At 66.2% G+C, this 23,789-nt stretch carries 25 protein-coding genes; 17 read left to right on the forward strand and 8 right to left on the reverse strand.

Annotation, left to right across the window (positions count from 1 at the left end):
- Positions 1-15 precede the first annotated feature (15 nt).
- The 3 genes from purB to CLD20_RS15650 all read left to right on the forward strand — a co-directional run bounded on the left by purB (position 16) and on the right by CLD20_RS15650 (position 3,662).
- Positions 16-1,323 (forward strand): adenylosuccinate lyase, encoded by a 1,308-nt coding sequence (purB, locus tag CLD20_RS15640; RefSeq protein WP_224407589.1) that lies wholly within the window; start codon positions 16-18, stop codon positions 1,321-1,323.
- A gap of 9 nt (positions 1,324-1,332) precedes the next feature.
- Positions 1,333-1,881: an alpha/beta hydrolase gene (locus CLD20_RS15645; protein ID WP_224407590.1), complete on the forward strand. Its 549-nt coding sequence runs from the start codon at positions 1,333-1,335 to the stop codon at positions 1,879-1,881.
- 164 nt (positions 1,882-2,045) lie between these two features.
- Positions 2,046-3,662: an inorganic phosphate transporter gene (locus CLD20_RS15650; protein WP_224407591.1), complete on the forward strand. Its 1,617-nt coding sequence runs from the start codon at positions 2,046-2,048 to the stop codon at positions 3,660-3,662.
- Between the two features lie 38 nt (positions 3,663-3,700).
- Here the strand turns inward: CLD20_RS15650 and CLD20_RS15655 are convergent, their stop codons facing one another.
- Together CLD20_RS15655 and CLD20_RS15660 are read right to left on the reverse strand one after the other, a co-directional pair.
- The gene (locus CLD20_RS15655; RefSeq protein WP_224407592.1) at positions 3,701-4,474 is read right to left on the reverse strand and encodes an HpcH/HpaI aldolase/citrate lyase family protein; all 774 of its coding nucleotides are present in this window, start codon (positions 4,472-4,474) and stop codon (positions 3,701-3,703) included.
- An 11-nt stretch (positions 4,475-4,485) separates the two neighbouring features.
- Complete coding sequence (locus CLD20_RS15660) at positions 4,486-4,809, reverse strand: DUF1476 domain-containing protein (protein WP_224407593.1); 324 nt, start codon at positions 4,807-4,809, stop codon at positions 4,486-4,488.
- 234 nt (positions 4,810-5,043) lie between these two features.
- Here CLD20_RS15660 and purC point away from each other — a divergent pair, with 234 nt between their 5' ends.
- The 6 genes from purC (at position 5,044) to CLD20_RS15690 (ending at position 8,561) form a co-directional block, all read left to right on the forward strand.
- On the forward strand, positions 5,044-5,808 hold the full coding sequence (gene purC, locus CLD20_RS15665; protein WP_224407594.1) for a phosphoribosylaminoimidazolesuccinocarboxamide synthase: 765 nt from the start codon (positions 5,044-5,046) through the stop codon (positions 5,806-5,808).
- A 135-nt stretch (positions 5,809-5,943) separates the two neighbouring features.
- Positions 5,944-6,180 carry a phosphoribosylformylglycinamidine synthase subunit PurS gene (gene purS, locus CLD20_RS15670; RefSeq protein WP_224407595.1) on the forward strand — a complete coding sequence of 79 codons (237 nt, stop codon included), beginning with the start codon at positions 5,944-5,946 and terminating at the stop codon, positions 6,178-6,180.
- Positions 6,180-6,650, forward strand: coding sequence for a GIY-YIG nuclease family protein (locus CLD20_RS15675; protein WP_224407596.1), 471 nt, complete (start codon positions 6,180-6,182; stop codon positions 6,648-6,650). The genes purS and CLD20_RS15675 overlap by 1 nt, the downstream gene beginning before the upstream one ends.
- Before the next feature lie 83 nt (positions 6,651-6,733).
- Positions 6,734-7,471: a DUF4336 domain-containing protein gene (locus CLD20_RS15680; RefSeq protein WP_224407597.1), complete on the forward strand. Its 738-nt coding sequence runs from the start codon at positions 6,734-6,736 to the stop codon at positions 7,469-7,471.
- A 14-nt stretch (positions 7,472-7,485) separates the two neighbouring features.
- A complete protein-coding gene (purQ, locus tag CLD20_RS15685) occupies positions 7,486-8,166 on the forward strand; it encodes a phosphoribosylformylglycinamidine synthase subunit PurQ (protein WP_224407598.1) in 681 nt (226 codons plus the stop codon).
- Positions 8,163-8,561: a hypothetical protein gene (locus CLD20_RS15690; RefSeq protein WP_224407599.1), complete on the forward strand. Its 399-nt coding sequence runs from the start codon at positions 8,163-8,165 to the stop codon at positions 8,559-8,561. Before purQ ends, CLD20_RS15690 begins: the two co-directional genes overlap by 4 nt.
- An 81-nt stretch (positions 8,562-8,642) precedes the next feature.
- On the opposite strand, the gene CLD20_RS15695 is transcribed toward CLD20_RS15690, so the two are convergent.
- A complete protein-coding gene (locus CLD20_RS15695) occupies positions 8,643-8,867 on the reverse strand; it encodes a DUF1127 domain-containing protein (protein ID WP_224407600.1) in 225 nt (74 codons plus the stop codon).
- Positions 8,868-8,951: 84 nt separating this feature from the next.
- On the opposite strand from CLD20_RS15695, the gene CLD20_RS15700 reads away from it, so the two are divergent.
- The 5 genes from CLD20_RS15700 to CLD20_RS15720 all read left to right on the forward strand — a co-directional run bounded on the left by CLD20_RS15700 (position 8,952) and on the right by CLD20_RS15720 (position 14,888).
- On the forward strand, positions 8,952-10,364 hold the full coding sequence (locus CLD20_RS15700) for a PLP-dependent aminotransferase family protein (protein WP_224407601.1): 1,413 nt from the start codon (positions 8,952-8,954) through the stop codon (positions 10,362-10,364).
- Between the two features lie 154 nt (positions 10,365-10,518).
- Positions 10,519-12,750, forward strand: coding sequence for a phosphoribosylformylglycinamidine synthase subunit PurL (gene purL, locus CLD20_RS15705; protein WP_224407602.1), 2,232 nt, complete (start codon positions 10,519-10,521; stop codon positions 12,748-12,750).
- A gap of 89 nt (positions 12,751-12,839) precedes the next feature.
- Positions 12,840-13,073, forward strand: coding sequence for a BolA/IbaG family iron-sulfur metabolism protein (locus tag CLD20_RS15710; protein ID WP_224407603.1), 234 nt, complete (start codon positions 12,840-12,842; stop codon positions 13,071-13,073).
- Between the two features lie 48 nt (positions 13,074-13,121).
- On the forward strand, positions 13,122-13,451 hold the full coding sequence (gene grxD / locus CLD20_RS15715; RefSeq protein ID WP_224407604.1) for a Grx4 family monothiol glutaredoxin: 330 nt from the start codon (positions 13,122-13,124) through the stop codon (positions 13,449-13,451).
- Positions 13,452-13,640: 189 nt separating this feature from the next.
- Positions 13,641-14,888 carry a multidrug effflux MFS transporter gene (locus CLD20_RS15720; RefSeq protein WP_224407605.1) on the forward strand — a complete coding sequence of 416 codons (1,248 nt, stop codon included), beginning with the start codon at positions 13,641-13,643 and terminating at the stop codon, positions 14,886-14,888.
- Here CLD20_RS15720 and ttcA read toward each other — a convergent pair.
- The gene (ttcA, locus tag CLD20_RS15725; protein WP_224407606.1) at positions 14,867-15,730 is read right to left on the reverse strand and encodes a tRNA 2-thiocytidine(32) synthetase TtcA; all 864 of its coding nucleotides are present in this window, start codon (positions 15,728-15,730) and stop codon (positions 14,867-14,869) included. The genes CLD20_RS15720 and ttcA overlap by 22 nt on opposite strands.
- A 108-nt stretch (positions 15,731-15,838) precedes the next feature.
- Positions 15,839-16,459: a 30S ribosomal protein S4 gene (gene rpsD, locus CLD20_RS15730; protein ID WP_224407607.1), complete on the reverse strand. Its 621-nt coding sequence runs from the start codon at positions 16,457-16,459 to the stop codon at positions 15,839-15,841.
- Between the two features lie 338 nt (positions 16,460-16,797).
- On the opposite strand from rpsD, the gene CLD20_RS15735 reads away from it, so the two are divergent.
- On the forward strand, positions 16,798-18,156 hold the full coding sequence (locus CLD20_RS15735; RefSeq protein WP_224407608.1) for an esterase-like activity of phytase family protein: 1,359 nt from the start codon (positions 16,798-16,800) through the stop codon (positions 18,154-18,156).
- A gap of 91 nt (positions 18,157-18,247) precedes the next feature.
- Here the strand turns inward: CLD20_RS15735 and murI are convergent, their stop codons facing one another.
- Both murI and CLD20_RS15745 read right to left on the reverse strand, forming a co-directional pair.
- Positions 18,248-19,039 (reverse strand): glutamate racemase, encoded by a 792-nt coding sequence (gene murI / locus CLD20_RS15740; protein ID WP_224407609.1) that lies wholly within the window; start codon positions 19,037-19,039, stop codon positions 18,248-18,250.
- Positions 19,029-19,844: an RNA methyltransferase gene (locus CLD20_RS15745; protein WP_224407610.1), complete on the reverse strand. Its 816-nt coding sequence runs from the start codon at positions 19,842-19,844 to the stop codon at positions 19,029-19,031. The genes murI and CLD20_RS15745 overlap by 11 nt, the downstream gene beginning before the upstream one ends.
- A gap of 513 nt (positions 19,845-20,357) precedes the next feature.
- Between CLD20_RS15745 and CLD20_RS15750 the strand changes: the two genes are divergently transcribed.
- Positions 20,358-21,572, forward strand: a complete 1,215-nt coding sequence (locus CLD20_RS15750) for an NADP-dependent isocitrate dehydrogenase (protein ID WP_224407611.1) — start codon at positions 20,358-20,360, stop codon at positions 21,570-21,572.
- Positions 21,573-21,641: 69 nt separating this feature from the next.
- Here CLD20_RS15750 and CLD20_RS15755 read toward each other — a convergent pair whose 3' ends face one another.
- Complete coding sequence (locus tag CLD20_RS15755; RefSeq protein WP_224407612.1) at positions 21,642-22,868, reverse strand: MFS transporter; 1,227 nt, start codon at positions 22,866-22,868, stop codon at positions 21,642-21,644.
- A gap of 104 nt (positions 22,869-22,972) precedes the next feature.
- Here CLD20_RS15755 and CLD20_RS15760 point away from each other — a divergent pair, with 104 nt between their 5' ends.
- A complete protein-coding gene (locus CLD20_RS15760) occupies positions 22,973-23,755 on the forward strand; it encodes a helix-turn-helix domain-containing protein (RefSeq protein WP_224407613.1) in 783 nt (260 codons plus the stop codon).
- Positions 23,756-23,789: the final 34 nt, after the last annotated feature.

The raw sequence follows: 23,789 nt of genomic DNA on the forward strand, positions 1-23,789 counted from the left end.
GAGCCCGCCCGAAAAATGATTCCGCGTTACGCCCGCCCCGAGATGGTGGCGATCTGGTCGCCCGAAACGAAATTCCGCATCTGGTTCGAGATCGAGGCGCATGCCCTCTCCGCCATGGCCGAGATGGGCCGCGTCCCGAAGGAGGCCGCGAAGACCGTCTGGGAAAAGGGCGGCGCCGCCACCTTCGACGTGGAGCGCATCGACGCCATCGAGCGGGAGGTGAAGCACGACGTCATCGCCTTCCTCACCCATCTCGCCGAGATCGTCGGGCCGGAGGCGCGCTTCGTCCATCAGGGCATGACCTCGTCGGATGTCCTCGACACCTGCCTTTCGGTGCAACTCGCCCGCGCCGCCGACATCCTGCTCGCCGATCTCGACCGGCTGCTCGAGGCGCTGAAGGCCCGCGCCTACGAGCACAAGATGACGCCGACCATCGGACGCTCGCATGGCATCCATGCCGAGCCGACCACCTTCGGCGTCAAGCTCGCCAGCGCCTATGCCGAATTCGCCCGGGGCCGCGAGCGGCTTGTGGCGGCCCGCGAAGAGATCGCCACCTGCGCCATCTCCGGCGCCGTCGGCACCTTTGCCAACATCGACCCGAAGGTGGAGGAATACGTCGCCGAGAAGATGGGCCTGACGCCGGAGCCCGTCTCCACGCAGGTGATCCCGCGCGACCGGCACGCCGCCTTCTTCGCAGCGCTGGCCATCATCGCCTCCTCCATGGAGCGGCTGGCGACCGAGGTCCGCCATCTGCAGCGCACCGAGGTGCTGGAGGCCGAGGAATATTTCTCGCCCGGCCAGAAGGGCTCCTCCGCGATGCCGCACAAGCGCAATCCGGTCCTTTCGGAAAACATCACCGGCCTTGCCCGCATGGTGCGATCCTATGCGCTGCCGGCGATGGAGAACGTCGCCCTCTGGCACGAGCGCGACATCTCCCATTCCTCCGTCGAGCGCATGATCGGCCCGGACGCCACGGTGACGCTCGATTTCGCCCTCGCCCGCCTCGCCGGCCTCGTCGAAAAGCTCGTCGTCTATCCCGAGAGGATGAGGGGCAATCTCGACAGGCTCTCGGGCCTCCACAATTCGCAGCGCATCATGCTGGCGCTGACCCAGGCCGGCGCCTCGCGCGAGGATGCCTACAGGCTCGTCCAGAGCCACGCCATGAAGACCTGGGAGCGCGGCGCCGACTTCCTGTCGGAGTTGAAGGCCGACCCGGAAGTGACTCAGAAGATTCCCGCTTCCGAGCTCGAGGCGATGTTCGACCTCGACTATCACCTGAAGCATGTCGACACGATCTTCGACCGCGTCTTCGGGGCCGCCTGACCTGCCGCGATGAAAGCGCGCGAAGCCGACATCCTCATCCATCCGGGCCTTTTCGGCGGCGCGCCGGGCAACTGGTACAACCGCTGGACCGCCCGGCTGGCGACGGCCGAGACGATCGAGCAGGACTTTTCCAATCCCGACCTGGAGATGTGGACGGCGAACGTCCTCGCCGCCGTGCATCTGGCAAAGCGCCCCGTCGTCCTCATCGGCCATTCCGCGGGCGCGCTGACGCTGGTCCATGCCGCCCGCCATCTCGCCGACGGCCCGGTCAAGGCCGCCTTCCTCGTCGCCCCTCCCGATTTCGAGAACGGCGCCGCATCGCTCGCGGGCGCACAAAACTTCCTGCCGGTGCCGCGCGATCCGCTGCCCTTCCCCTCCATCCTCGTCGCCAGCCGCGACGATCCCTACTGCGATGTCGCCGTCGCCGAGGACTGGGCGAACGCCTGGGGCTCCCTCTTCATCGATGCCGGCAATTCAGGCCATCTCAACGACGATTCCGGCCATGGGCCCTGGCCGGAAGGGCTGATGGTCTTCGCCCGGATGATGAGCCGGCTCTAGCCTCGGTTCTTTAGACGTCTATATAAATGTTGGAAAAACAACGGCTTAGCGTCACACACCTGTAGCTGGCCTCTCCTAATCGGAAATCGGCGACCCTTGCTCGCGTCGCGCCCGCGGCGTGCAGCGCTCCCTTTCTGATCCGGTCGCCGGAGGGACAGTGAGCGATGACGGCAGAAGCTGAAGCGAGCGGGCCCGCCCCGCAAACCTCACCCGAGGCATCCGACGGACTTTCCTGGCTGAGCATCGTCTTCGGGGCGCTGCTGCTTGCCGTGACCGCGTATTTTCTCTTCTGGGCGCAGGGATACACCGAAGGCCATCGCAACGTCGCCCTCGTCCTGGCGACGGTGTTTGGCGTCTTCATGGCTTTCAATATAGGCGGCAACGATGTCGCCAATTCCTTCGGCACCAGCGTCGGGGCCGGTACCCTGACGATACGCCAGGCGCTCGCCATCGCCGCGATCTTCGAGGTTTCCGGCGCCGTGATCGCCGGCGGCGCGGTCACCGACACCATCCGCGGCGGCATCGTCGATCTCGGACAGATCGATATCGCTCCGGCCGACTTCGTCTACATCATGATGTCGGCGCTGATCGCGGCGGCACTTTGGCTGCTCTTTGCCACGAGCCGCGGCTATCCGGTCTCCACCACCCATTCGATCGTCGGCGCCATCGTCGGCAGCTCCATCGCGCTCGGCATCCTGATGGACAGCACCGACACCGCCTATTCCCTTGTTCAGTGGAGAAAGGTCGGCGAGATCGTCATTTCCTGGGTGCTGTCGCCTCTTCTCGGCGGGGCTGTAGCCTACCTTCTCTTCTGGCAGATCAAGAAGCGCATCCTCACCTACAACGACGCCGCCGCGGCCGAACTCGACCGGATCCGTGAGGCGAAGGTCCGCCACAACAAGGCGCACAAGGCGGCCTTCGAGCGTCTCTCGGAAATCCAGCAGATCTCCTACACCCACGCCATGACGCGCGACATGCAGATCCTCAACGACAGCGATTTCAGGCCGGAGGATCTGGAGACCGACTACTACCGGGGTCTGCAACGCATCGAGAGCGAGCGCGAAAGCATCCGCCCGCACCGTGCGCTGGAAAAGCTCGTGCCTCCCATCGCCGCCGCCGCGGCGGTCGTCATTGCGGGCGTGCTTCTCCTCAAGGGGCTGGGGCACATGGAGCTCGGCCTCAGCCTCGTTCAGGATATCCTTATCGTCACGATGGCGGGCGGTGCCGTCTGGATGGCGGTGTTCGTCTTCGCCAAGCTCCTGAAATCGCAGCCGCTCGGCCGCGCCACCTTCCTGCTCTTCAGCTGGATGCAGGTCTTCACCGCAGCAGGCTTCGCCTTCAGCCACGGCTCCAACGATATCGCCAACGCCATCGGTCCCTTCGCGGCGATCCTTGACGTCCTGAGGACGGGCAATGTCGGCCAGGACGCACCGGTGCCGGCGCTTGCCATGATCACCTTCGGCGTCGCCCTGGTCGCCGGCCTGTGGTTCATCGGCAAGCATGTCATCCGCACCGTCGGGCACAACCTGACGCGCATGCATCCGGCCTCCGGCTTTTCCGCCGAGCTTTCCGCATCCGCCGTCGTCCTGCTCGCCTCCATCCTCGGCCTGCCGGTCTCCAGCACGCACATCCTGATCGGGGCCGTGCTCGGTATCGGCCTCGTGAACCGCAGCACCAACTGGAAGCTGATGCGCCCGATCGCCTTCGCCTGGATCGTCACACTGCCCGCAGCGGCCGCGCTCTCGGCGGCCGCGTTCCTCGCGCTGCGCGTGATGCTCTGAAATCCGTCTCCGGGGTCGGCGGCGCGGGGCGCCGCCGGCTACTTCTTCGCCAGTGCCAGGAAAGTCGCGGCGCCTGCGGCAAGGCAGGCCGTGTCCGGCGCGGTGGCAACGAGGTTGAAGCCCATTTCGTGATAGCGCCTGCCGAAGGACGGGTCGGCGGCAAAGACGGCGGAGAGTTTTCCGGACTTTTGCGCCCGCACGGCAATGCTCTCGATCGCGCCCATCATGTCTTCCAGCGTCGGGTCGACGTCCGCGCCGCCGCTCCAGGCGATCGAGAAGTCCGCCGGTCCGACGAACACGCCGTCGATGCCGTCGACGGCGAGGATATCGTCGAGGAGGGCAAGCGCCTCGCGCGTCTCGATCATGGCGAAGGAGAGAGTTCCGCGATTGGCGGAAGAGAGATAGGCGCCCGATTCGCTGGCGCCGGAGAGCTCGATCGCCCGTCCCGGCCCCCAGGAGCGCTGGCCGATGGGCGGGAACTTCATCGCCGCGGCAAACGCCCTCGCATCCGCAAGACTGTTCACCATCGGCGCGATCACCGCCTCGGCGCCCATGTCGAGCGCCCGGCTCGCCATGTCGAAGCGGCCCACCGGCACGCGCACGATCGCCGGCCGGCCCGAAAGCGCGATGCCGCCGATGCACCGCTGCACGCTCTCCGTCGAATGGAAGCCGTGCTGCATGTCGAGCGTCACGGCATCGAAGCCGGAACGCCCGAGCATTTCGGAGATCATCGGATCGGTGAGGCCGGACCAGGCCGATACGAGCTTCTCGCCGGCCCGCAGCCGCTCCGCCAGCGTTGGCGCCGCTGCCATGGGAGGTCCGCCTAGCGGCTCGACTCGATCTGCTCGGCAGCTTCGATGAGAAGCCGGCGCATGGCGCCGCGGATCTCTTCCTCGGGAACGGGCACGCCCGCCGCGTCGAGGTCGCCCTTCACTTTGACGAAGACGTCGTTGTCGCCCGGCTCGGCGAAATCGGAACGCACGACCTCCTTGGCATAGGCCTCGGCCTCCTCGCCGCTCTTGCCGAGCTTTTCGGCCGCCCACATGCCGAGCAGCCGGTTGCGCCGCGCCATCGCCTTGAACTTCAGTTCCTCGTCATGCGCGAACTTGTTCTCGTAGGCGTTTTCACGATCATCGAATGTGGTCATCGCCGCTTCCCATCCCTGACCTTGTCTCAGTTGGCCGATGTGTTAGCCGCACAAAGGCGGCTCTGCAATGCGCCAGGCCACGCCTTTGCCACCGCTTTGCGGGCTCGCTGATAACATCTCGTTGTGCTGGTGTCCGCTTTCAGCTAGGTTCCGCGCGACCAAGGACGGTTCGCCGTTTCGGAGCCGAAGACCCGTCCCTAACTTCTCATCATCATGATTGTCAGACTAAATCCCATGAACCGTCGCCGTCGTATTTATGAAGGCAAGGCCAAGATCCTCTACGAGGGTCCCGAGCCTGGAACCCTGGTGCAGCACTTCAAGGACGACGCGACCGCGTTCAACAAGAAGAAGCACCAGATCGTTGACGGCAAGGGGGTGCTGAACAACCGCATCTCCGAGTACATCTTCAGCAATCTCAACGACATGGGCATCCCGACCCATTTCATCCGGCGGCTCAATATGCGCGAGCAGCTGATCCGCGAGGTGGAGATCATTCCGCTCGAGGTGGTGGTTCGGAACGTTGCCGCCGGCTCCCTGTCGGAGCGGCTCGGCATCGACGAGGGCACGCCCCTGCCCCGCTCCATCATCGAGTTCTATTACAAGAACGACGAGCTCGGCGATCCGATGGTCTCCGAGGAGCACATCACCGCCTTCGGCTGGGCGAATCCCCAGGAGATGGACGACATCATGTCGCTCGCGATTCGCGTGAACGACTTCCTGTGCGGCCTCTTCCTCGGCGTCGGCATCCGCCTCGTCGACTTCAAGATGGAATGCGGCCGTCTCTACGAGAACGACATGGTTCGGATCGTCGTCGCCGACGAGATCTCCCCCGATTCCTGCCGTCTGTGGGACATGACGTCCAACGAGAAGCTCGACAAGGACCGTTTCCGCCGCGACATGGGCGGCCTCCTGGAGGCCTATCAGGAAGTCGCGCGCCGTCTCGGTCTCCTCAATTCCAACGAGCGCGTCACCGGCACGGGGCCGGTTCTCGTTCAGTAGCGCTCGCTTCCGATAGCGGAAGCATATGTTGATCAAGCGGCGTGCGGGCTCGCCCCGCCGCCGCTTTTTTGCTTCAAGGGGCCCGATTGGATCGCCGGAGCCCAACAGCCCGGCCAGCCCGCCCGGAGACAAGACATGAAAGCCCGCATCTTCGTCACCCTGAAGGAAGGCGTCCTCGATCCGCAGGGCCAGGCGATCGAAGGGGCCCTTTCCGCCCTCGGCTTTTCCGGCGTCGGGGCCGTGCGCCAGGGCAAGGTCTTCGATGTGGAGCTTGAAGAGACCGGCGAGCCCGCCGAGGCACGGCTGAAGGCGATGTGCGAGACGCTGCTCGCCAACACCGTGATCGAGGATTACCGCATCGAGATGGGCTGATGGCCGGACTGCTCCCGGAATACGTGGCGCTCCTCGAAAAGCTGCCACCCCTTCTGGAGGAGCTGACGCGCCGCGAGTTGCGCCCGATCACGGACCGCGCTTCCTTTCCCACCGAGCCGGGCGTCTATGTCATCTTCGAGGATGGCATGCCGCTCTACACCGGCCGAACGCGGAACATCCGCCAGCGGATTTCCAATCACACGGCTGGCCGTCCCGAATCCTCGGCCTTTGCCTTTCGCCTGGCGCGCGAAGCGACAGGCAGGGTCAAGGCGACCTACAAGCCCACGGGATCACGCAAGGCCTTGATGGAGACGGAGGACTTTCGTGCTGCATTCGCCGAGGCCACCATGCGTGTACGCGCGATGTCGGCGAAATGCGTGGAAGTGCCCGACATCCTCATCCAGCATCTGTTCGAGGTCTACGCGGCGACCGCGCTGAAGACGCCCTACAACGACTTCGCGACCCACTAAGCCGCCGGCGCGCCACAGCAAGGCCAGAATGGGCTGAGATGGCTTGTGCGAGCGAGAATTTCGCCGATTCGCCATAGGCCGCCATGTCCTGCCTTAAGCTCTACGAGCCGCTGAACACGCTGAAGCCGGTCGCCGAGAACGTCTGGATCGTCGACGGTCCGGAAATCTCCATGCGCTACGTCGTCGGCTCCCTGCCCTTCACCACGCGCATGACGGTGTTGAGGCTTTCCGATGGCGGCCTCGTCCTGCATTCGCCGACGCCGCTGACGGAAAAGCTCGCCGCCGACATCTCGGCCCTCGGCGAAGTGCGCACCCTGCTCGCCCCCAACAAGCTGCATTACTGGTGGATCGGCGACTGGAAGGCGCGCTTTCCCGATGCCACGGCCTATGCCGCGCCGGGCGTCGGCGAGGCGGCGAAGAAGCGCTTTACAGGCTTCGAGGCGGAGATCACCACCGCCCCGCTCGAATGGGGCCGGGAGATCGCCTGCCTGCCGCTCGTCGGCGGCTTCATGACCGAGCTGGAGCTCTTCCATCGCCCGTCGAAGACGCTCGTCCTCACCGACACGATCGAGAACTTCGAGCCCGGGCGCGTCACCTGCAGCCATATGCGCTTTCTGATGCGCGTTGGCGGCGTCACCGACCCGGACGGCTCGATGCCGCGCGACCTCCGCTTTACCTTCATCGGGCGCAAGGAAGCGGCACGCATCGCGGCGAAAGAAATGCTGGCATGGTCGCCCGAGCGGGTTCTTCTCGCCCATGGCCGATGCTATCTGAAGAACGGAGAGGCCGAGCTTGCCCGCGCCCTCCGCTGGCTCATCTGACAGACCGGATTTCGATGCACGCAGCCATCATCCAGTTCCCCGGCACCAATCGCGAAAGCGATATGGCCGCCGCCCTTCGTCTGGCCACCGGCCGCGAGCCGAAGATGGTCTGGCACGCCGAGACGAGCCTGCCTTCCGGCATCGACCTCGTGGTCCTGCCCGGCGGCTTCTCCTATGGCGACTATCTGCGCGCCGGAGCCATCGCCGCCCATTCGCCGGTGATGCGCGAGGTGGCGAAGGCCGCCGAGGCGGGCACGCTGGTGCTGGGGGTATGCAACGGCTTTCAGGCGCTGTGCGAGGCAAACCTCCTGCCGGGCGCGCTGATGCGCAACGCCTCGCTGAAATTCGTCTGCCGGGAGGTGAAGCTGGAGGTCGTCTCGGCCGACACGCCCTTCACCCGCCTCTACGGCGAGGGCGAGGTCATCCGCACGCCCGTCGCCCATGCCGACGGCAACTATTTCGCCGATCAGGCAAGCCTCGACCGCCTCGAAGGCGAGAACCAGGTGATCTTCCGCTATGCCGAGGGCACCAGCCCGAACGGCTCGCAGCGCGACATCGCCGGCATCTGCAATGCCCGCCGCAACGTTCTGGGCATGATGCCGCATCCGGAGGATTTTACCGAGGAGGCGCATGGCTGCCTGGATGGTCTGCGCCTCTTCAAGGGCCTTGCCCAGGCGCTCGAGGTGGCCGCTTGAAGCGACGCTCACTCGCCGCCGCCGCGGCCGCCGCGCTCCTCGCTGCCTGCTCTTCAGGCGCGAAGGACTATCTCAGCTATTCCGCCGGCTCCGAGCCGCATGCCGTCGCCAGCCGCATCGCCGATGCGATGCGCCAGTGCTGGTTCGCCGGCGACGCGGCCTTTTCCGGCTTCATCTACGCGCCGGAGATCAATTCCTATTCCGGCCGGCCGCGCATCCTCATCCTGAGGAAGGGCGAGCCCGGCGGCCTGCCGCAGCTCGTCGTCGGCGCCGAGGCGGACGGGCGCGGCAGCGAGGTGAAGCTGTTCGGTCCCCTCCTCGCCACGGCCTCCGGCCCGCGCATCCGCGCCGATATCGCCCGCTGGTCGGCCGGCAATACGACCTGCGGCGCTTGATTCGATTTCCGAACAAGGCGCCGCAAGCGATTCGATTGATTCCGCTTTCTCCGTTTCGCTGATCCTCTCAATGAAGAACGATCAGTCCCAGAAGGGCCGGATTCCTTCCCGGTAGGCATCGGCGCGCGAGATGCCGATATCCTTCAGCTGCGAGTCGGACAGGGCCATCAGGGCACGCCGCGTGCGCCGGCGCTCCGCCATCTTCTCGATCCGCACGAGTACCGCCTGGAGCGTGAAGCGCCCGCGCAGGCGAGCGACGGGGGAGGACAGGCTGGCGTCGGAACGTATTGTATCTATTGAACCCATGATGCGACCCTCAATTGACCCTCAATTGATCGAGAAACACAAATATTGACTCCGTCAAAAGGTGCAATATAGATAATTGTCACCATGACAAGTTGGATCCCCGATCTCTCCTCCGGCTCCGGTCCGCTCTATGTGCGGCTCGCCGACCGGATCGAGCATGACATTGACGCCGGCCGGCTATCCGCCGGCACGCGTCTTCCGCCCCAGCGCAACCTCGCCTTCGACATCGGCGTCACCATCGGCACGGTAAGCCGCGCCTATGCGCTGGCGCGCGAGCGTGGCCTCGTCTCCGGCGAGGTGGGCCGCGGCACCTACATCCTTGCCGAGCGCCAGGCGGACGCGCAGGCAAGTCCGCCGCATCTGCGGGTCTCCTCCGGCCACGCCCCGGAACCGCGGGAAGGCGTCCTGCGCTTCGACACGACCGCCGCGCCGGAAATCGGCATCGGGCCGATCGTGGAGCGGCTGACCGTGGAGATCTGCCGCGAGCATCCGCAAGAGGTCGCGACCTATATCCGCTCCCTGCCGACGCACTGGCTGGAAGCCGGACAAAGATGGCTCGCGCGCAACGGCTGGGAGCCGGAGCCCCATGACGTCGTCCCCACGCTCGGCGTCCACGCCGCCATCATGTCGGTGATCGCCGCCGTCACAGCCACGGGCGACCGCATCCTCTTCGAGCCCCTCACCTATGCCTCGGTCGCCCGCAGCACGGCCCTTTTCGGCCGCCGCCCGACCGCCGTCGCGGCCGACAGCGAAGGGCCGCTGCCGGAGGATCTGGAGCGCGTCTGCGCCCAGCAGCACCCGAAACTTCTCTTCATCATGCCGGCGCCGCAGAACCCGACGCTGGCGATGATGGGCCGCCAGCGCCGTCACGACATTGCCGAGGTCGCGCGCCGCCATCAGCTCTTCATCATCGAGGATTCGATTTACGGGGTGATGGTCGAGGACGATCTTCCCACGATCGCATCGATGGTCCCCGAACTCGTCTTCCATGTCGGCGGCCTGTCGAAGGCCGTTTCGGCGGGGCTGCGCGGCGGCTGGGTCGCCTGCCCGCCGGGCTACGCCAGCCGCATCAATACGGCCCACAAGATGCTGACGGGGGGCAAGCCGTTCCTGACGGCGGAGACGGTCGCCCGCCTCGTCAATTCCGGCGCGGCCTTCGAGCTGATGCAGCGCACGCGCGCCGATGTCGCCGCCCGCGTCTCCCTTGCCCGAAAGACCTTCGAGGGCTGCGACGTGCAGCTTCACGACGCCGTGCCCTTCCTCTGGCTGAACCTGCCGGAACCCTGGCTCTCCGGCACCTTCAAGGCCGCGGCCGCGGCCGAGAACATCGCCATCGACGAGGAGGACGAGTTCAAGCCGGCCCGTTCCGACATCGCCTTCCACGGCGTGCGCCTCGGCATCACCACCGAGCCCAGCCGGGAGCTCGTCGGGGCAGGTTTTCGCACCCTTCGCCAGCTTCTCGACCAGGGCCCGGCGGCCTACGACAGCTACAATTGAGGCGCTTCGCCGGCCCGCCGCATGCATTGGGTGCCTGCAATGGCTGCGGGCGGGGGATTTCTGCCGCGAGGCGGTATGTCCGGAGCCCTTCTTTCGCTATGACGCGGGCTGCGGCGCGTCGCGCCGGACCTGAAGGCATATCCCGGGCATTTCCATGGAACGACCGAACGAGCTTCCGATCACCCCCGAGCTTGTCGCCGCGCACGGTCTGAAGCCGGACGAATACGAGCGCATCCTGAAGCTGATCGGCCGCGAGCCGAGCCTCACGGAGCTCGGCATCTTCTCGGCCATGTGGAACGAGCACTGTTCCTACAAGAGCTCGAAGAAGTGGCTGAAGACGCTGCCGACCACGGGTCCGCAGGTCGTCTGCGGCCCGGGCGAGAATGCCGGCGTCGTCGATATCGGCGATGGCCTCGTCGCCGTCTTCAAGATGGAGAGCCACAACCACCCCTCCTACATCGAGCCCTACCAGGGCGCGGCGACGGGCGTCGGCGGCATCCTGCGCGACGTCTTCACGATGGGCGCGCGCCCGGTGGCGGCGATGAACGCGCTGCGCTTCGGCGCGCCCGAGCATGAAAAGACCCGCCACGTCGTCTCCGGCGTCGTCGCCGGCGTCGGCGGCTACGGCAATTCCTTCGGCGTGCCGACCGTCGGCGGCGAGGTGAATTTTCATCCGCGCTACAACGGCAACTGCCTCGTCAACGCCTTCGCGCTCGGCATCGCGCGCGCCGACGCGATCTTCTATTCCAAGGCCGAGGGCGTCGGCCTGCCTGTCGTCTATCTCGGCGCCAAGACGGGCCGCGACGGCGTCGGCGGCGCCACCATGGCTTCCGCGGAATTCGGCGAAGAGACGCAGTCCAAGCGCCCGACCGTCCAGGTCGGCGACCCCTTCACCGAAAAGCGCCTGCTGGAAGCCTGCCTGGAACTGATGGCGACCGGCGCCGTCGTCGCGATCCAGGATATGGGCGCGGCCGGCCTCACCTGCTCGGCGGTGGAGATGGGCGCCAGGGGCGATCTCGGCATCGCCCTCGATCTCGACCTTGTGCCGGTGCGCGAGCGCGCCATGACGGCTTACGAGATGATGCTGTCGGAAAGCCAGGAGCGCATGCTGATGGTGCTCCGCCCCGACCGGCGCGAGGCCGCCGAGGCGGTCTTCCGCAAATGGGGCCTCGATTTCGCCGAGGTGGGCGTCACCACCGACGACCTTCGCTTCCGCGTCTCGCGCCATGGCGATGAAGTGGCGAACCTGCCGATCAAGGATCTGGGCGACGAGGCGCCGGAATACGACCGGCCCTGGGTGGCGCCAGAGCCCCCCGCCCCGCTCGACATGGAAAGCGTGCCGCAGCAGATCGACCTTGCCGAGGCTCTGGTGAAGCTCATCGGCTCGCCGGACCTATGCTCCAGGCGCTGGGTCTGGGAGCAGTACGATCACCTCGTGCAGGGCAACACCGTCGTGCGCCCCGGCGGCGATGCCGCCCTCATCCGCATCGACCGCGCCTTCAACCCCGCCGGCGACAAGGCGCTCGCCCTCTCCTCCGACGTGACGCCCCGCTACGTGGAGGCCGATCCCTTCGAGGGCGGCAAGCAGGCGGTCGCCGAGTGCTGGCGCAACATCACCGCCGTCGGCGCGACCCCGCTCGCCGTCACCGACAACCTCAATTTCGGCAATCCGGAAAAGCCGGAGATCATGGGCACCTTCGTCAAGGCGCTCGAAGGCATCGGCGAAGCCTGCCGCGCCCTCGCCTTCCCGATCGTCTCCGGCAATGTCTCGCTCTACAACGAGACCTCCGGCCAGGCGATCCTGCCGACCCCGGCGATCGCCGGCATCGGCCTGATGGCCGACTGGAAGAAGGCCGCCACCATCGCCTTCAAGGCCGAAGGCGAGGCGATCCTCCTCATCGGCGGCGACCCGAAGCAATGGGGCGCCCATCTCGGCCAGTCGGTCTATCTGCGCGAAATGTTTTCCCGCGAGGAAGGCGCGCCGCCGCCGGTCGACCTGCAGCGCGAGAAGCGCCACGGCAGCTTCGTGCGCGACCTCATCGCCGAAGGCCGCGTGAGCGCCTGCCACGACCTTTCCGACGGCGGCCTAGCCATAGCGCTCGCGGAGATGGCGATGGCGGGCGGCCTCGGTGCCGACATCGCGCCGCCGCCGGGCCGCGCCGATGCCGCGCTCTTCGGCGAGGATCAGGCGCGCTACGTGGTGACGGCCACGGTGGAGGACGCCGAGACGATCCTGCTGGAAGCCAAGGCCGCGGGAATTCCCGCCGCCCCGCTCGGCACGGTGGCCGGCACCAGCCTTGATTTCGACAAATGCGGCTCCGTCTCGCTGGAGGCCCTGAAGCAGGCGCACGAAGCCTGGTTTCCCGACTATATGGGCGCCGAATAGGCTGAAATGCCTCGGCTTATCCCAGAGGGCCGATTGACCTTTCCGGGGCGATTGCCCACATTCGCGCGATGCGGCAAGGGAGCTGATGGATGGCGATGCAGGCGGGCGAGATCGAGCGGCTGATACGCGAGGCCTTTCCCGATGCCAGGATCAGCATCCGCGATCTTGCCGGCGACGGGGACCATTTTGCCGCCGAGGTCGTCTCGGAGAGCTTTCGCGGGAAATCCCGCGTGCAGCAGCATCAAATGGTCTATGAGGCCCTGAAGGGAGACATGGGCGGCAAGCTGCATGCCCTTGCCCTTCAGACGTCCATCCCGGAATGAATTCGAACGCCATGCGGCACGCCCGCATGTGAGCGGAGGACGAGCGAAATGTCAGCCATCAACGAGTGGATAGACGGCCAGGTGAAGGGCAGCGACGTGGTGCTCTTCATGAAGGGCACCCCCACCTTTCCCCAGTGCGGCTTTTCCGGCCAGACCGTGCAGATCCTCGATTACCTGGGCGTTGCCTATCAGGGCATCAACGTCCTGGATTCCGACGAACTGCGCCAGGGCATCAAGGACTACGCCAACTGGCCGACCATCCCGCAGCTCTACGTCAAGGGAGAGTTCGTCGGCGGCGCCGACATCGTCCGCGAGATGTTCCAGGCCGGCGAGCTGCAGACGCTGCTTGAGGAAAAGGGCGTCGCCAAAGCGGCCTGACGCATCGCGAATGATTCATGGCCGGCAGCTCGCGGGCTGCCGGCGCAGGGCGCCGCCGCGCTTGCCGGGCAGATCGCCTTGCGCGCTCTGGCTTGATGCCGGCCCCGCCGCGCTCTAAGACCCCTTCTCCGGTTTCTTTCCAGTCCACCGATCCCGAACGGGCGAGCCTGTTCGCGGGAGGGGTTTTCCATGTCGTCGTCTGAACCTGCCGCACGCAAGGGCTCCCTGCCCTATGTCGAATTCGTCACGCTGGCCGCCTCCATGATGGCGCTCAACGCGCTGGCGATCGACATCATCCTGCCGGCGCTCGACGACATTGCCACCGGCCTGGACATCGTCGATCAGAACAGCCGCCAGTTCGTCGTCACCGCCTTCGTCATCGGCTTCGGCATCGCGCAGCTCGCCTTCGGCCCGCTTTCCGATCGCTTCGGCCGAAAGCCCATCCTTCTCGTCGGCCTCGTCATCTATGCCGTCGGCGGCACGGCGGCCGCCCTTGCCCAGGATTTCCAGTGGCTTCTGGCCTTCCGGATGATCCAGGGAATGGGTGCGGCGGCAACCCGCGTCGTCGCCATCTCCGTGGTGCGCGACGCCTTCGGCGGGCGCCAGATGGCCTCCATCATGTCGCTCGTCATGATGGTGTTCATGGCCGTGCCCATCATCGCGCCGACGCTCGGCCAGGGCATTCTCTTCGTCGCGAGCTGGCACTGGATCTTTCTGGCGACCGCGATCTTCGCCACCATCGTTTTCATCTGGGCCGGCCTGCGCCTGCCGGAAACGCTGGCGGATGAAAATCGCCGCCCGCTCAACGCCCGCAAGGTGATCGAGGCCTTCCGCATCGTCCTGACGAACCGTCAGGCCTTCGGCTACGCCTTTGCCACGGCGCTGATCTTCGGCGGCCTCTTTTCCTTCCTGAACTCCTCGCAGCAGATCTACGAGGAGATCTTCGGGCTCGGCGCCTGGTTCCCGATCGCCTTTTCCGGCAGCGCCGTTCTCATCGGGGGTGCGGCCTTCACCAATTCGCGCCTGGTCGGCCGTTTCGGCATGCGCCGTCTCTCCCACAGCGCCCTGATCGCCTTTTGCACGCTGAGCGCCCTCATGTCGCTCGCCTCGCTCCTATCGGACGGGCCTCTGCCTTTCTGGGCTTTCTTCGCGCTCGTCTCCGCGACCTTCTGCTGCTTCGGCTTCGTCGGCACGAACTTCAACGCCCTCGCCATGGAGCCGCTCGGCCATGTCGCGGGCACGGCCTCCTCGGTGCTGGGCTTCATGCAGACTTTCGGCGGCGGCTTCTTCGGCGGCATCGTCGGCTATCTCTATAACGGCACCATCCTGCCCTTCGCCTGCGGCCTCACGATCCTGTCGGTGCTGGCGATCTCCACCGTCCTCGTGGCCGAAGGGGGCGTTCTCTTCCGCCAGCGTCACACGCGGCCGAAATCGTAGAGTTCGGGATCATGAAGATGCGAGGGGCGCACGGTGGAGAGCGCCCTGAGCATGTTCGCCTTGGTGCCGGGCCGCTCGCGCTCCCAGTCTGAGATCAGCGCCTTGACGCGCGCCCGTTCCAGCCCGTCCTGCGAGCCGCAGAGATTGCAGGGGATGATCGGGAAGGCGAGCGCCTGCGCGAGCTTCTCAAGGTCGGCCTCGGCCGAGCGGATCAGCGGGCGCAGGACATCGAGGTCGCCCGCGTCGTTCCTGAGCTTCGGCGGCATGGACGACAGCCGCCCGCCGAAGAGCATGTTCATGACGAAGGTCTCCAGCGCATCCTCGCGATGATGGCCGAGGACGATGGCAGAGCACCCCTCCTCCCGCGCGATCCGGTAGAGATGGCCGCGCCTCAGCCGTGAGCAGAGCGCGCAGAGCGTATCGCCCGGCGCCGTCTTCTCCATCACCAGACGATAGGTGTCGCGGCGCTCGATCCGGTGCGGGATCGAATGGCGCGCGAAGAATGCCGGCAGGATCTCCTGCGGAAAGCCGGGCTGCGCCTGGTCGAGATTGCAGGCAAGGAGATCGACCGGCAAAAGCCCGCGCCACTGCAGGTCGAGAAGGACGGCGAGCAGCCCGTAGGAATCCTTGCCGCCCGACAGGCAGACGAGCCAGCGCGCGCCCGGCTCCACCATGTCGTAGGCGGAAAGCGTCTCGCGCACTTCCCTTAAGAGCCGCTTCCGCAGCTTCTTGAAGGACACGCTGGAGGGCGCGCCGGCAAAGAGGGGGTGGACGCCGCTCTCGGCCGGAGCCTCCGCCGTGGGGCTCTCTTCGTCGGTCGGTGCGGCTGCAAGGTCTTCCATGGCCAAGCAATGCCCGAGAGCCGCCCTCGCCTCAAGGCCGGGCTTCGCCCACAAACGAAAAGGGCCGCCCGAAGGCGGCCCTGAAATCCGTTTTGCGGTAAGATCCGCCTACTGGCGCGAGTAGAACTCGACCACCAGGTTCGGCTCCATCTGCACCGGATAGGGAACCTCCGAAAAGGCCGGGATCCGGGTCAGCGTCGCCGTCAGCTTGTTGTGGTCGGCGTCGACATAGTCCGGCACGTCGCGCTCGGCGAGATCGGTCGCTTCCAGCACCACGGCGAGCTGCTTGGAGCGGTTGCGCACTTCCACGACGTCGCCCGGCTTGCAGCGGTAGCTGGGAATGTTGACCTTCTGGCCGTTGACGCGGACATGGCCGTGATTGACGAACTGGCGGGCGGCGAAGACCGTCGGCACGAACTTCGCGCGATAGACGATGGCGTCGAGGCGCCGCTCCAGAAGGCCGATCAGGTTCTCCGAGGTGTCGCCCTTCAGGCGCGCGGCCTCGTCATAGATCTTGCGGAACTGCTTTTCGCGGATCTCGCCGTAATAGCCCTTCAGCTTCTGCTTGGCCCGCAGCTGCACGCCGAAGTCGGAAAGCTTCTGCTTGCGGCGCTGTCCATGCTGGCCCGGGCCGTATTCGCGCTTGTTGACAGGGCTCTTCGGGCGGCCCCACACATTCTCGCCCATGCGGCGATCGAGTTTGTACTTCGAATTCTGGCGCTTGCTCATGACGCGGTTGTCCTTACCGTTTCGTGTGTCGAAACGCGCCCTCCTCTGCCGCTCCGCCTGGAGCGACTGACAGGGGTTCGGCGAAGCGCTCGCCGAAATTCCGTCCCATCGATGAAATGGTTGGAAAAACCCCACGGGTGCGGGTCCCGCGCAACGCGTGCGCCGGGGCCGCCGCTGATCTATGGGTTTTCGCCCCCCCTGTCAAATCCCTGAGATCTCAAATGCCTGAAATCGAGGCGCGGCATTCATTGCCCCGTCATCCTCCCGTCAAGCGGGTGAAAAGGAACGCGGCTCATCTCTCCCGGCCCGCTTTGGGCGACCACAGGAAAGAGGCCCCCATGAACCGCAAGATGCTTCTTGCCGCGACCGCCGCGGCAGCGCTTCTCACCCATTCCGCCAGCGCCGAGGAAAAGGTGTTTCCGGCAAAGCTCGTAAGCCATGCCGTCCTGCCGGCCGCGACCTTCATCGCCCCGCCGAAGGATGCGCCGGCCTCGCTCGCCGTCTCGGCGAAGTTCACCGGCCCCGGCAATGCCCGCGCCGAGGAGCCCGGTTCCGTTCCGGGCAAGGACGGCATCCGCGAGACCGGCCTTTCCATGCCCTTCGACGGCCAGCCGGTGCAGGGCTTTTCCGGCATCAGGAAGATGGAAGACGGCACCTTCTGGTCGCTTTCCGACAACGGCTTCGGCGCCAAGATGAACTCCGCCGACGCCGCCCTGATGATCCATCATCTTTCCTTCGACTGGGACGCCAACAAGGTGGACCGGATGGAGACCGTCTTCCTCTCCGACCCGAACAGGGTCGCGCATTTCCCGATCGTCAACGAGGGCACCGAGAGCCGCTACCTGACGGGCGCGGATTTCGACGTGGAATCGATCCAGCCGGTCGAGGACGGCTTCTGGATCGGCGAGGAATTCGGCCCCTATCTGCTGAAGTTCAACAAGGAAGGCGAGCTTGAGAAGCTGGTCGCGACGAAGATCGGCGACATGGATGTGATGTCGCCGGACAATCCCTCCCTGCAGCTGCCGCGCCTTCCGACCGGCGAGATGCCCGCCTTCAACCTCAAGCGCTCCGGCGGTTACGAGGGCATGGCGAGTTCGCCCGACAAGTCGAAGCTTTACGCGCTTCTGGAAGGCCCCGTCTTCACGGACGGCAAGCCTGAGCAGGTGGACGGCCACGATGCGCTGCGCATCCTCGAGTTCGATGCGAAGAAGGGCGAATGGACGGGGCGCTCCTGGCTCTATCCGCTGGCCGAAGGCGGCGCCGCCATCGGCGACTACAACATGATCGACGCCACGACCGGCCTCGTCATCGAGCGCGACAACGGCGAGGGCACGGCCGCTTCGGCCTGCGCGAATCCGGACGAGCCCAAGGCCGACTGCTTTCCTTCCCCCTCGAAGGTGAAGCGCATCTACAAGATCGAGCTGACCGACGAGAATGAAGGCGGGCCGGTGCGCAAGATCGGCTACATCGACCTCCTGAAGATCGCCGACACCGAAGGCAAAAAGGTCCAGGGCGGCGGCGAGGGCTTCTACGACATGCCCTTCGTCACCATCGAGAATGTCGATGTCGTCGACGACACGCACATCGTCGTCGGCAACGACAACAACCTGCCCTTCTCGGCCGGCCGGGCGCTCGACAAGGCGGACGACAACGAATTCGTCCTCCTGGAGGTCGGCGATTTCCTGAAGGCCGAATAGTCCGGTGGGGCGCGGCGCATAGGCGGCGCCGCGCCTCTCCTCTGCCTCACGGTCGTCGTTGCCGGACGCGACCCGGCATGAGGCTCTGCCGCTAGCCCTCGCCGAAGCTGAGGCCGTGCCCGGAAAACAGCCTTTCCAGCGCATCGCCCGGTTCACCGCCCGAGGTGAGAAAGGCCCTACCCCCGCCGCTCGTCGCCGCCCGGCCCTCCAGCACGGAAGCGAGCCGCCGCGCGATCGCTGGCGCCGGATCGATGAAGCTGACCGGCCAGGGCGCGAGCTCGGCGAAAACCTCCTGAAGGAACGGATAATGCGTGCAGGCGAGCACGACGATGTCCGTGCGCCTTCCCTCGATCTCGGCAAAGCACGGCGCGATCTGTTCGGCGATCAGCGCCCGGTCGATCGCCTCGCCGCGCAGATGCCGTTCGGCGAGGCGGGCAAGGTCCGGCGCGCCGACGAGGCGCACATGGACGAGGCTGGCAAAGCGCCGGATCAGCTCGCGCGTATAGTCCCGCCGCATCGTGCCCGGTGTGGCGAGGACGGCGATGACGCCCGTCTCGGTCTCCGCCGCCGCCGGCTTGATCGCCGGCACCGTGGCGACGAAGGGGATATCGAAGCGCTCGCGCAGCGCCGGCAGCACCAGCGTGGAGGCCGTGTTGCAGGCGATCACCACCGCGGCCGGCCGCACATCGGCAATGAGGCGGCCCATCAATTCCACGATATGCGCCTTCAGGGCCCCCTCCTCCCAGTCGCCATAGGGAAAGGCGGCATCGTCGGCGACGTAGAGGAGCGAGGCGGAAGGCAGCTCGGCGCGGATGGCGCGCACGACGGAGAGCCCGCCGATGCCGGAATCGAAGACGAGGACCGGCCCCGCGTCAGCCGTCATCGCCCTCGTCCGGCCGCGCCTTGCGCCCCTGGAAGGCGGAAAGGACACCGCGCAGCGCGCGGATTTCCATTGTCGTGAAGCCCGGCCGCTGCAGGATGGCGCGCAGGTTGCGGATGAGGACCGGCTTCTTTTCCGGCGTCCTGAAATACCCGGTCGGCTCCAGGGCGCTCTCCAGATGCTCCATCAGCCCGACGAGTTCGGCCTTCGGCGCCGGCGTCGTATCGTTCACCGGAATGGCGAACCGGGTCGGCAGCTCGCCCTCCGCCAGCCCCGCCTGCAGCCATTCATAGCTCATCAGGAGAGCCGACTGCGCGATGTTGAGGGAGGCGAAACGCGGATTGACCGGGAAAGTGACGATGGCGTCGGCATAGCCGATCTCCTCGTTGGTGAGCCCCCAGCGCTCGCGCCCGAAGAGGATGCCGGCTGCCTGTCCCTCGCCCTGCCGGTTGCGGATTTCCCTGACCGCCTCGCGCGGCCCGAAGACGGCTTTGGGAATTTCGCGAGAGCGCGCCGTCGTCGCCAGAACGAAATTGAGGTCGCCGACGGCCGAAGCGAGATCGGAAAAAACACGCACTGCCTCGATGACGTGATCGGCGCTCGAGGCGGCCGCGCGCGCCTTCTCGTTCGGCCATCCGTCCCGCGGCGTGACGAGGCGAAGATCGGCAAGGCCGAAATTTGCCATAGCCCTTGCAACCATTCCGATATTTTCGCCGAGCTGCGGCTCCACGAGAACGATCGCGGGACCATTCTCGGCCGTCTCCGGCGCCCCCGCCCTCGCCTCGCCGGGCGTCCCGCTGGCGCTCACGAGGCCCTCCCCTGACCGAGGAAAGTGGCACGAAACCGCGCAGAACCGCGGAACTTTGTCGCCGAGCGCGGATTGACACCGCGAAGCGCCGCCCGGCGCGAACAATACGAGGGAATCATGCGGAACATCATCTATATCATCGGCCTCATCGTCGTCGTCGTGGCAGTCCTGTCGCTTCTCGGCCTCGCCTGAGTCACGCCGCTTGCCGCCCGGTGGCGGCAGGCGAAGAACACCCCGGAATCGGAACGCACCCCATGCGCAATATCATCTATCTCGTCGGCCTGGTGGTCGTCGTCGTCGTCATTTTGAAGCTCGCCGGCATCATCTGACCTTACGGTGCCCGCGGCCCGGCGGCCGTCCGCTTCGGGCAACATGCCGCATAGCTGCTACTTGACGCCCTCTGCCGTGTTTGCGCGGCAGGGGGCGTTTGCTATACGGCCCGAGACCCAAGTTGCGGATCGGCGCCTCGCGTCCTCGCCGCAAGCCGAAATGACGAGAAAGACAGGATAGTCCATGGCGAAGATCAAGGTGGCAAACCCCGTCGTCGAGCTCGACGGCGACGAGATGACCCGCATCATCTGGCATTACATCAAAGACAAGCTGATCCACCCCTATCTCGACATCGATCTTCGCTACTACGACCTCTCGATCGAGAACCGCGACGCCACCGACGATCAGGTGACCGTCGATGCGGCCGAGGCCATCAAGGAGCACGGTGTCGGCGTCAAATGCGCCACCATCACGCCCGACGAGGCGCGTGTGGAGGAGTTCGGCCTCAAGAAGATGTGGCGCTCGCCGAACGGCACCATCCGCAACATTCTCGGCGGCGTCGTCTTCCGCGAGCCGATCATCTGCTCCAACGTCCCGCGCCTCGTGCCGGGCTGGACCAAGCCGATCGTCATCGGCCGCCACGCTTTCGGCGACCAGTACAAGGCGACGGATTTCGTCGTGCCGGGCGCCGGCAAGCTGACCATGCGCTGGGAAGCCAAGGACGGCTCCGAGGTCAAGGAATACGAGGTCTTCGATTTTCCGGGCGGCGGCGTCGCCATGGGCATGTACAACCTCGACGGCTCGATCCGCGATTTCGCCCGCGCTTCCTTCAACTACGGCCTGATGCGCGGCTATTCGGTCTACCTCTCCACCAAGAACACCATCCTCAAGGCCTATGACGGACGCTTCAAGGATCTCTTCCAGGAGATCTACGAGGCCGAGTTCCAGAAAGAGTTCGAGGCCCGCCAGATCACCTACGAGCACCGCCTGATCGACGACATGGTCGCCGCGGCGATGAAATGGTCGGGCGGCTTCATCTGGGCGGCGAAGAACTACGACGGCGACGTGCAGTCCGACACCGTCGCCCAAGGCTTCGGCTCGCTTGGCCTGATGACCTCCGTGCTGATGACGCCGGACGGCAACACGGTCGAGGCGGAGGCCGCCCACGGCACCGTGACCCGCCATTTCCGCCTGCACCAGCAGGGCCGCGAGACCTCCACCAACTCAACGGCCTCCATCTTCGCCTGGAGCCGAGGCCTCGCCCACCGCGCCAAGCTGGACGACAACAAGGAACTGAAGCACTTCGCCGAGATGCTGGAAAAGACCGTGGTCAACACGATCGAATCGGGCGCCATGACGAAGGACCTCGCCCTGCTCGTCGGCCCGGATCAGCCCTGGCTCTCCACCACGGGCTTCCTCGACAAGATCGACGCCAACCTGCAGAAGGCGATGGGCTGAGGCCCGCGGCTTTTTCGAAGATCTGCAAAGGGCGGCCCGCGGGCCGCCCTTTTTCGTGAGGCTTGCGGCTCAGCCCTTGAGGGTGCTGCGGGAAACGATCCGCCGCCCCTCCGCATCGGGCAGGAAGGCGGCCAGGAAGCCGAGCGCCGGCAGGAAGGCGCAGACGCGATAGACGAATTCGATGCTGGTGAAGTCGGCGAGCGCGCCGACCAGGGCCGCCCCGATGCCGCCGAGGCCGAAGGCAAGGCCGAAGAACATGCCCGACACCATGCCGACCCGGCCGGGCATCAGTTCCTGCGCATAGACGACGATCGCCGAAAAGGCCGAGGAAAGAATGACGCCGATCACCACGCTGAGCGCGACCGTCGCCGTGAGCCCGACATAGGGGAGCACGAGGGTGAAGGGCAGCACGCCCGCGATCGAGCCCCAGATCACCGCCTTGCGCCCGATCCGGTCGCCGACCGGCCCACCGATCAGCGTTCCCGCCGCCACCGCCCCGAGGAAGATGAAGAGATAAAGCTGGGCGCTCGCCTGCGGCAGGGCGAAGCGGTCCATCAGATAGAAGACGTAGTAGCTGGTGAAGCTCGCCATGTAGAAGAACTTGGAGAGAATCAGGCCGAAGAGGACGAAAAGCGCCAGCCGCACCTGGCGCGGGCTGAGCGCGCTCGCCGCGTCCCTCGTCCGCGAGCCGCCGGTCCGCAGGCGTCCGTGGCGCTTGTACCAGCTGCCGAGCCCCGTCAGCACGGCGATGCCGCAAAGCGCCAGGAGACCGAACCAGGCAAGGCTCGCCTGCCCGCGCGGCAGCACGAAGAAGGCGACGAGAAGCGGGCCGAGCGACGAGCCGACATTGCCGCCGACCTGGAAGATCGACTGCGCCAGGCCATGCGCGCCTCCGGAGGCGAGACGCGCCAGGCGCGAGGATTCCGGGTGGAAGATCGACGAACCGATGCCCAGCAGCGCGCTGCCGATCAACAGCTGGCCGTAGCTGGAGGCATAGGCGAGCGCCATCAGGCCGAGAAGCGAGGCCGTCATGCCGAAGGGCAGCGAGAAGGGCTGCGGACGCTTGTCGGTGTAGAGGCCGACCATCGGCTGCAGGAGCGAGGCAGTCACCTGATAGGTGAGCGTCATCAGGCCGATCTGCGAGAAGCTGAGGCCGAAGCCGGACTTGAAGATCGGGTAGGAGGCGATCGCCAGCGACTGCAGGGTATCGTTCAGGAGGTGGCAGAGGCTCGCCGCGCCGAGAACCGCAAAGGCCGTGGTCTCGTTTCCGGAGCGCTGAATGCCCATCGTCGTCATGTATCGTCCTCGCCCGCTTCGGGAGGCATCTCAAAACCCGGATCGACGGCGGCCCGCCACCGCATTAGGGTCATCGTCTTACGAGATCGGGCCAGGAACGCCGCATGGCCGCAAAACATCCGCCGCTTCTTGCATTCCAGGACGACGTGCCCCGTCCCGTCGTGGCGCGCGGCAGGGCCTATCCCGACGGCTGGGTGGTTGCCGCCCACAATCATCGCCGTGGCCAGCTCCTCTGCGGCTCCAACGGCGTCGTTCAGCTCGTCACCGCCGATGGCACCTGGATGATGCCGCCGGAGCGCGGCATGTGGATCCCGCCGGGCATCGTGCACGAGGTCACCATGCTCGGCCCGGTGAAGATGCAGAGCCTTTATTTCGCGCCGGACGCGCTCGCCGGGATGCCCGCCCACATCCATGTCGTCGCCATCTCGCCCTTGATGCGCGTGCTTCTGGAGGAGGCGATCGCCCTTCCCCACGAATACGAGCTGGAGGGACGCGACGGCGCCCTCATGCGCCTTCTGGAACACGAGGTGCAGCGCCTGCCCCCGCTGCCGCTCTCGCTGCCCTTTCCGGCCCATGCCGCGCTCGCCCGGCTCTGCCGGGCCTTCGCGCTCAGCCCGACGCCGCACAGCTCCATCGACGACTGGAGCGGTGTGCTCAACCTGTCGCGCCGCACCTTCACGCGCCTCTTCCGGCGCGAAACGGGCCTCACCTTCGTCGCCTGGCGCCAGCAGGCCTGCCTGATGGCGGCCCTGCCCCGCCTTGCCGCCGGCGAAACGGTGACGAGCGTCGCGATCGATCTCGGCTACGACAATCCCGCCGCCTTCTCGACCATGTTCCGCAAGGCGCTAGGCGTCTCTCCCCGCGACTATCTCGAGCGCGATACTTAGGCCCCTGCGGGTCGGGGTGGCACCTGTCGCTTCG

Origin of the sequence: Afifella sp. IM 167 (assembly GCF_020144925.1) — a bacterium.
Classification (GTDB): Bacteria; Pseudomonadota; Alphaproteobacteria; order Rhizobiales; family Afifellaceae; genus Afifella.

Bases quoted from the DNA above. Each gene is read 5' to 3' on its own strand.
- purB (WP_224407589.1), top strand. From the start codon at position 16: ATGATTCCGCGTTACGCCCGCCCCGAGATGGTGGCGATCTGGTCGCCC.
- murI (WP_224407609.1), bottom strand. From the start codon at position 19,039: ATGACGGCTGACGCGGGGCCGGTCCTCGTCTTCGATTCCGGCATCGGC.
- CLD20_RS15695 (WP_224407600.1), bottom strand. From the start codon at position 8,867: ATGGGTTCAATAGATACAATACGTTCCGACGCCAGCCTGTCCTCCCCC.
- CLD20_RS15755 (WP_224407612.1), bottom strand. From the start codon at position 22,868: ATGACGACGATGGGCATTCAGCGCTCCGGAAACGAGACCACGGCCTTT.
- CLD20_RS15760 (WP_224407613.1), top strand. From the start codon at position 22,973: ATGGCCGCAAAACATCCGCCGCTTCTTGCATTCCAGGACGACGTGCCC.
- CLD20_RS15675 (WP_224407596.1), top strand. From the start codon at position 6,180: ATGGCCGGACTGCTCCCGGAATACGTGGCGCTCCTCGAAAAGCTGCCA.
- CLD20_RS15645 (WP_224407590.1), top strand. From the start codon at position 1,333: ATGAAAGCGCGCGAAGCCGACATCCTCATCCATCCGGGCCTTTTCGGC.
- rpsD (WP_224407607.1), bottom strand. From the start codon at position 16,459: ATGAGCAAGCGCCAGAATTCGAAGTACAAACTCGATCGCCGCATGGGC.
- CLD20_RS15680 (WP_224407597.1), top strand. From the start codon at position 6,734: ATGTCCTGCCTTAAGCTCTACGAGCCGCTGAACACGCTGAAGCCGGTC.
- CLD20_RS15700 (WP_224407601.1), top strand. From the start codon at position 8,952: ATGACAAGTTGGATCCCCGATCTCTCCTCCGGCTCCGGTCCGCTCTAT.
- CLD20_RS15660 (WP_224407593.1), bottom strand. From the start codon at position 4,809: ATGACCACATTCGATGATCGTGAAAACGCCTACGAGAACAAGTTCGCG.
- purL (WP_224407602.1), top strand. From the start codon at position 10,519: ATGGAACGACCGAACGAGCTTCCGATCACCCCCGAGCTTGTCGCCGCG.
- grxD (WP_224407604.1), top strand. From the start codon at position 13,122: ATGTCAGCCATCAACGAGTGGATAGACGGCCAGGTGAAGGGCAGCGAC.
- CLD20_RS15650 (WP_224407591.1), top strand. From the start codon at position 2,046: ATGACGGCAGAAGCTGAAGCGAGCGGGCCCGCCCCGCAAACCTCACCC.
- CLD20_RS15655 (WP_224407592.1), bottom strand. From the start codon at position 4,474: ATGGCAGCGGCGCCAACGCTGGCGGAGCGGCTGCGGGCCGGCGAGAAG.
- purQ (WP_224407598.1), top strand. From the start codon at position 7,486: ATGCACGCAGCCATCATCCAGTTCCCCGGCACCAATCGCGAAAGCGAT.
- purC (WP_224407594.1), top strand. From the start codon at position 5,044: ATGAACCGTCGCCGTCGTATTTATGAAGGCAAGGCCAAGATCCTCTAC.
- ttcA (WP_224407606.1), bottom strand. From the start codon at position 15,730: ATGGAAGACCTTGCAGCCGCACCGACCGACGAAGAGAGCCCCACGGCG.
- purS (WP_224407595.1), top strand. From the start codon at position 5,944: ATGAAAGCCCGCATCTTCGTCACCCTGAAGGAAGGCGTCCTCGATCCG.
- CLD20_RS15720 (WP_224407605.1), top strand. From the start codon at position 13,641: ATGTCGTCGTCTGAACCTGCCGCACGCAAGGGCTCCCTGCCCTATGTC.
- CLD20_RS15735 (WP_224407608.1), top strand. From the start codon at position 16,798: ATGAACCGCAAGATGCTTCTTGCCGCGACCGCCGCGGCAGCGCTTCTC.
- CLD20_RS15710 (WP_224407603.1), top strand. From the start codon at position 12,840: ATGGCGATGCAGGCGGGCGAGATCGAGCGGCTGATACGCGAGGCCTTT.
- CLD20_RS15750 (WP_224407611.1), top strand. From the start codon at position 20,358: ATGGCGAAGATCAAGGTGGCAAACCCCGTCGTCGAGCTCGACGGCGAC.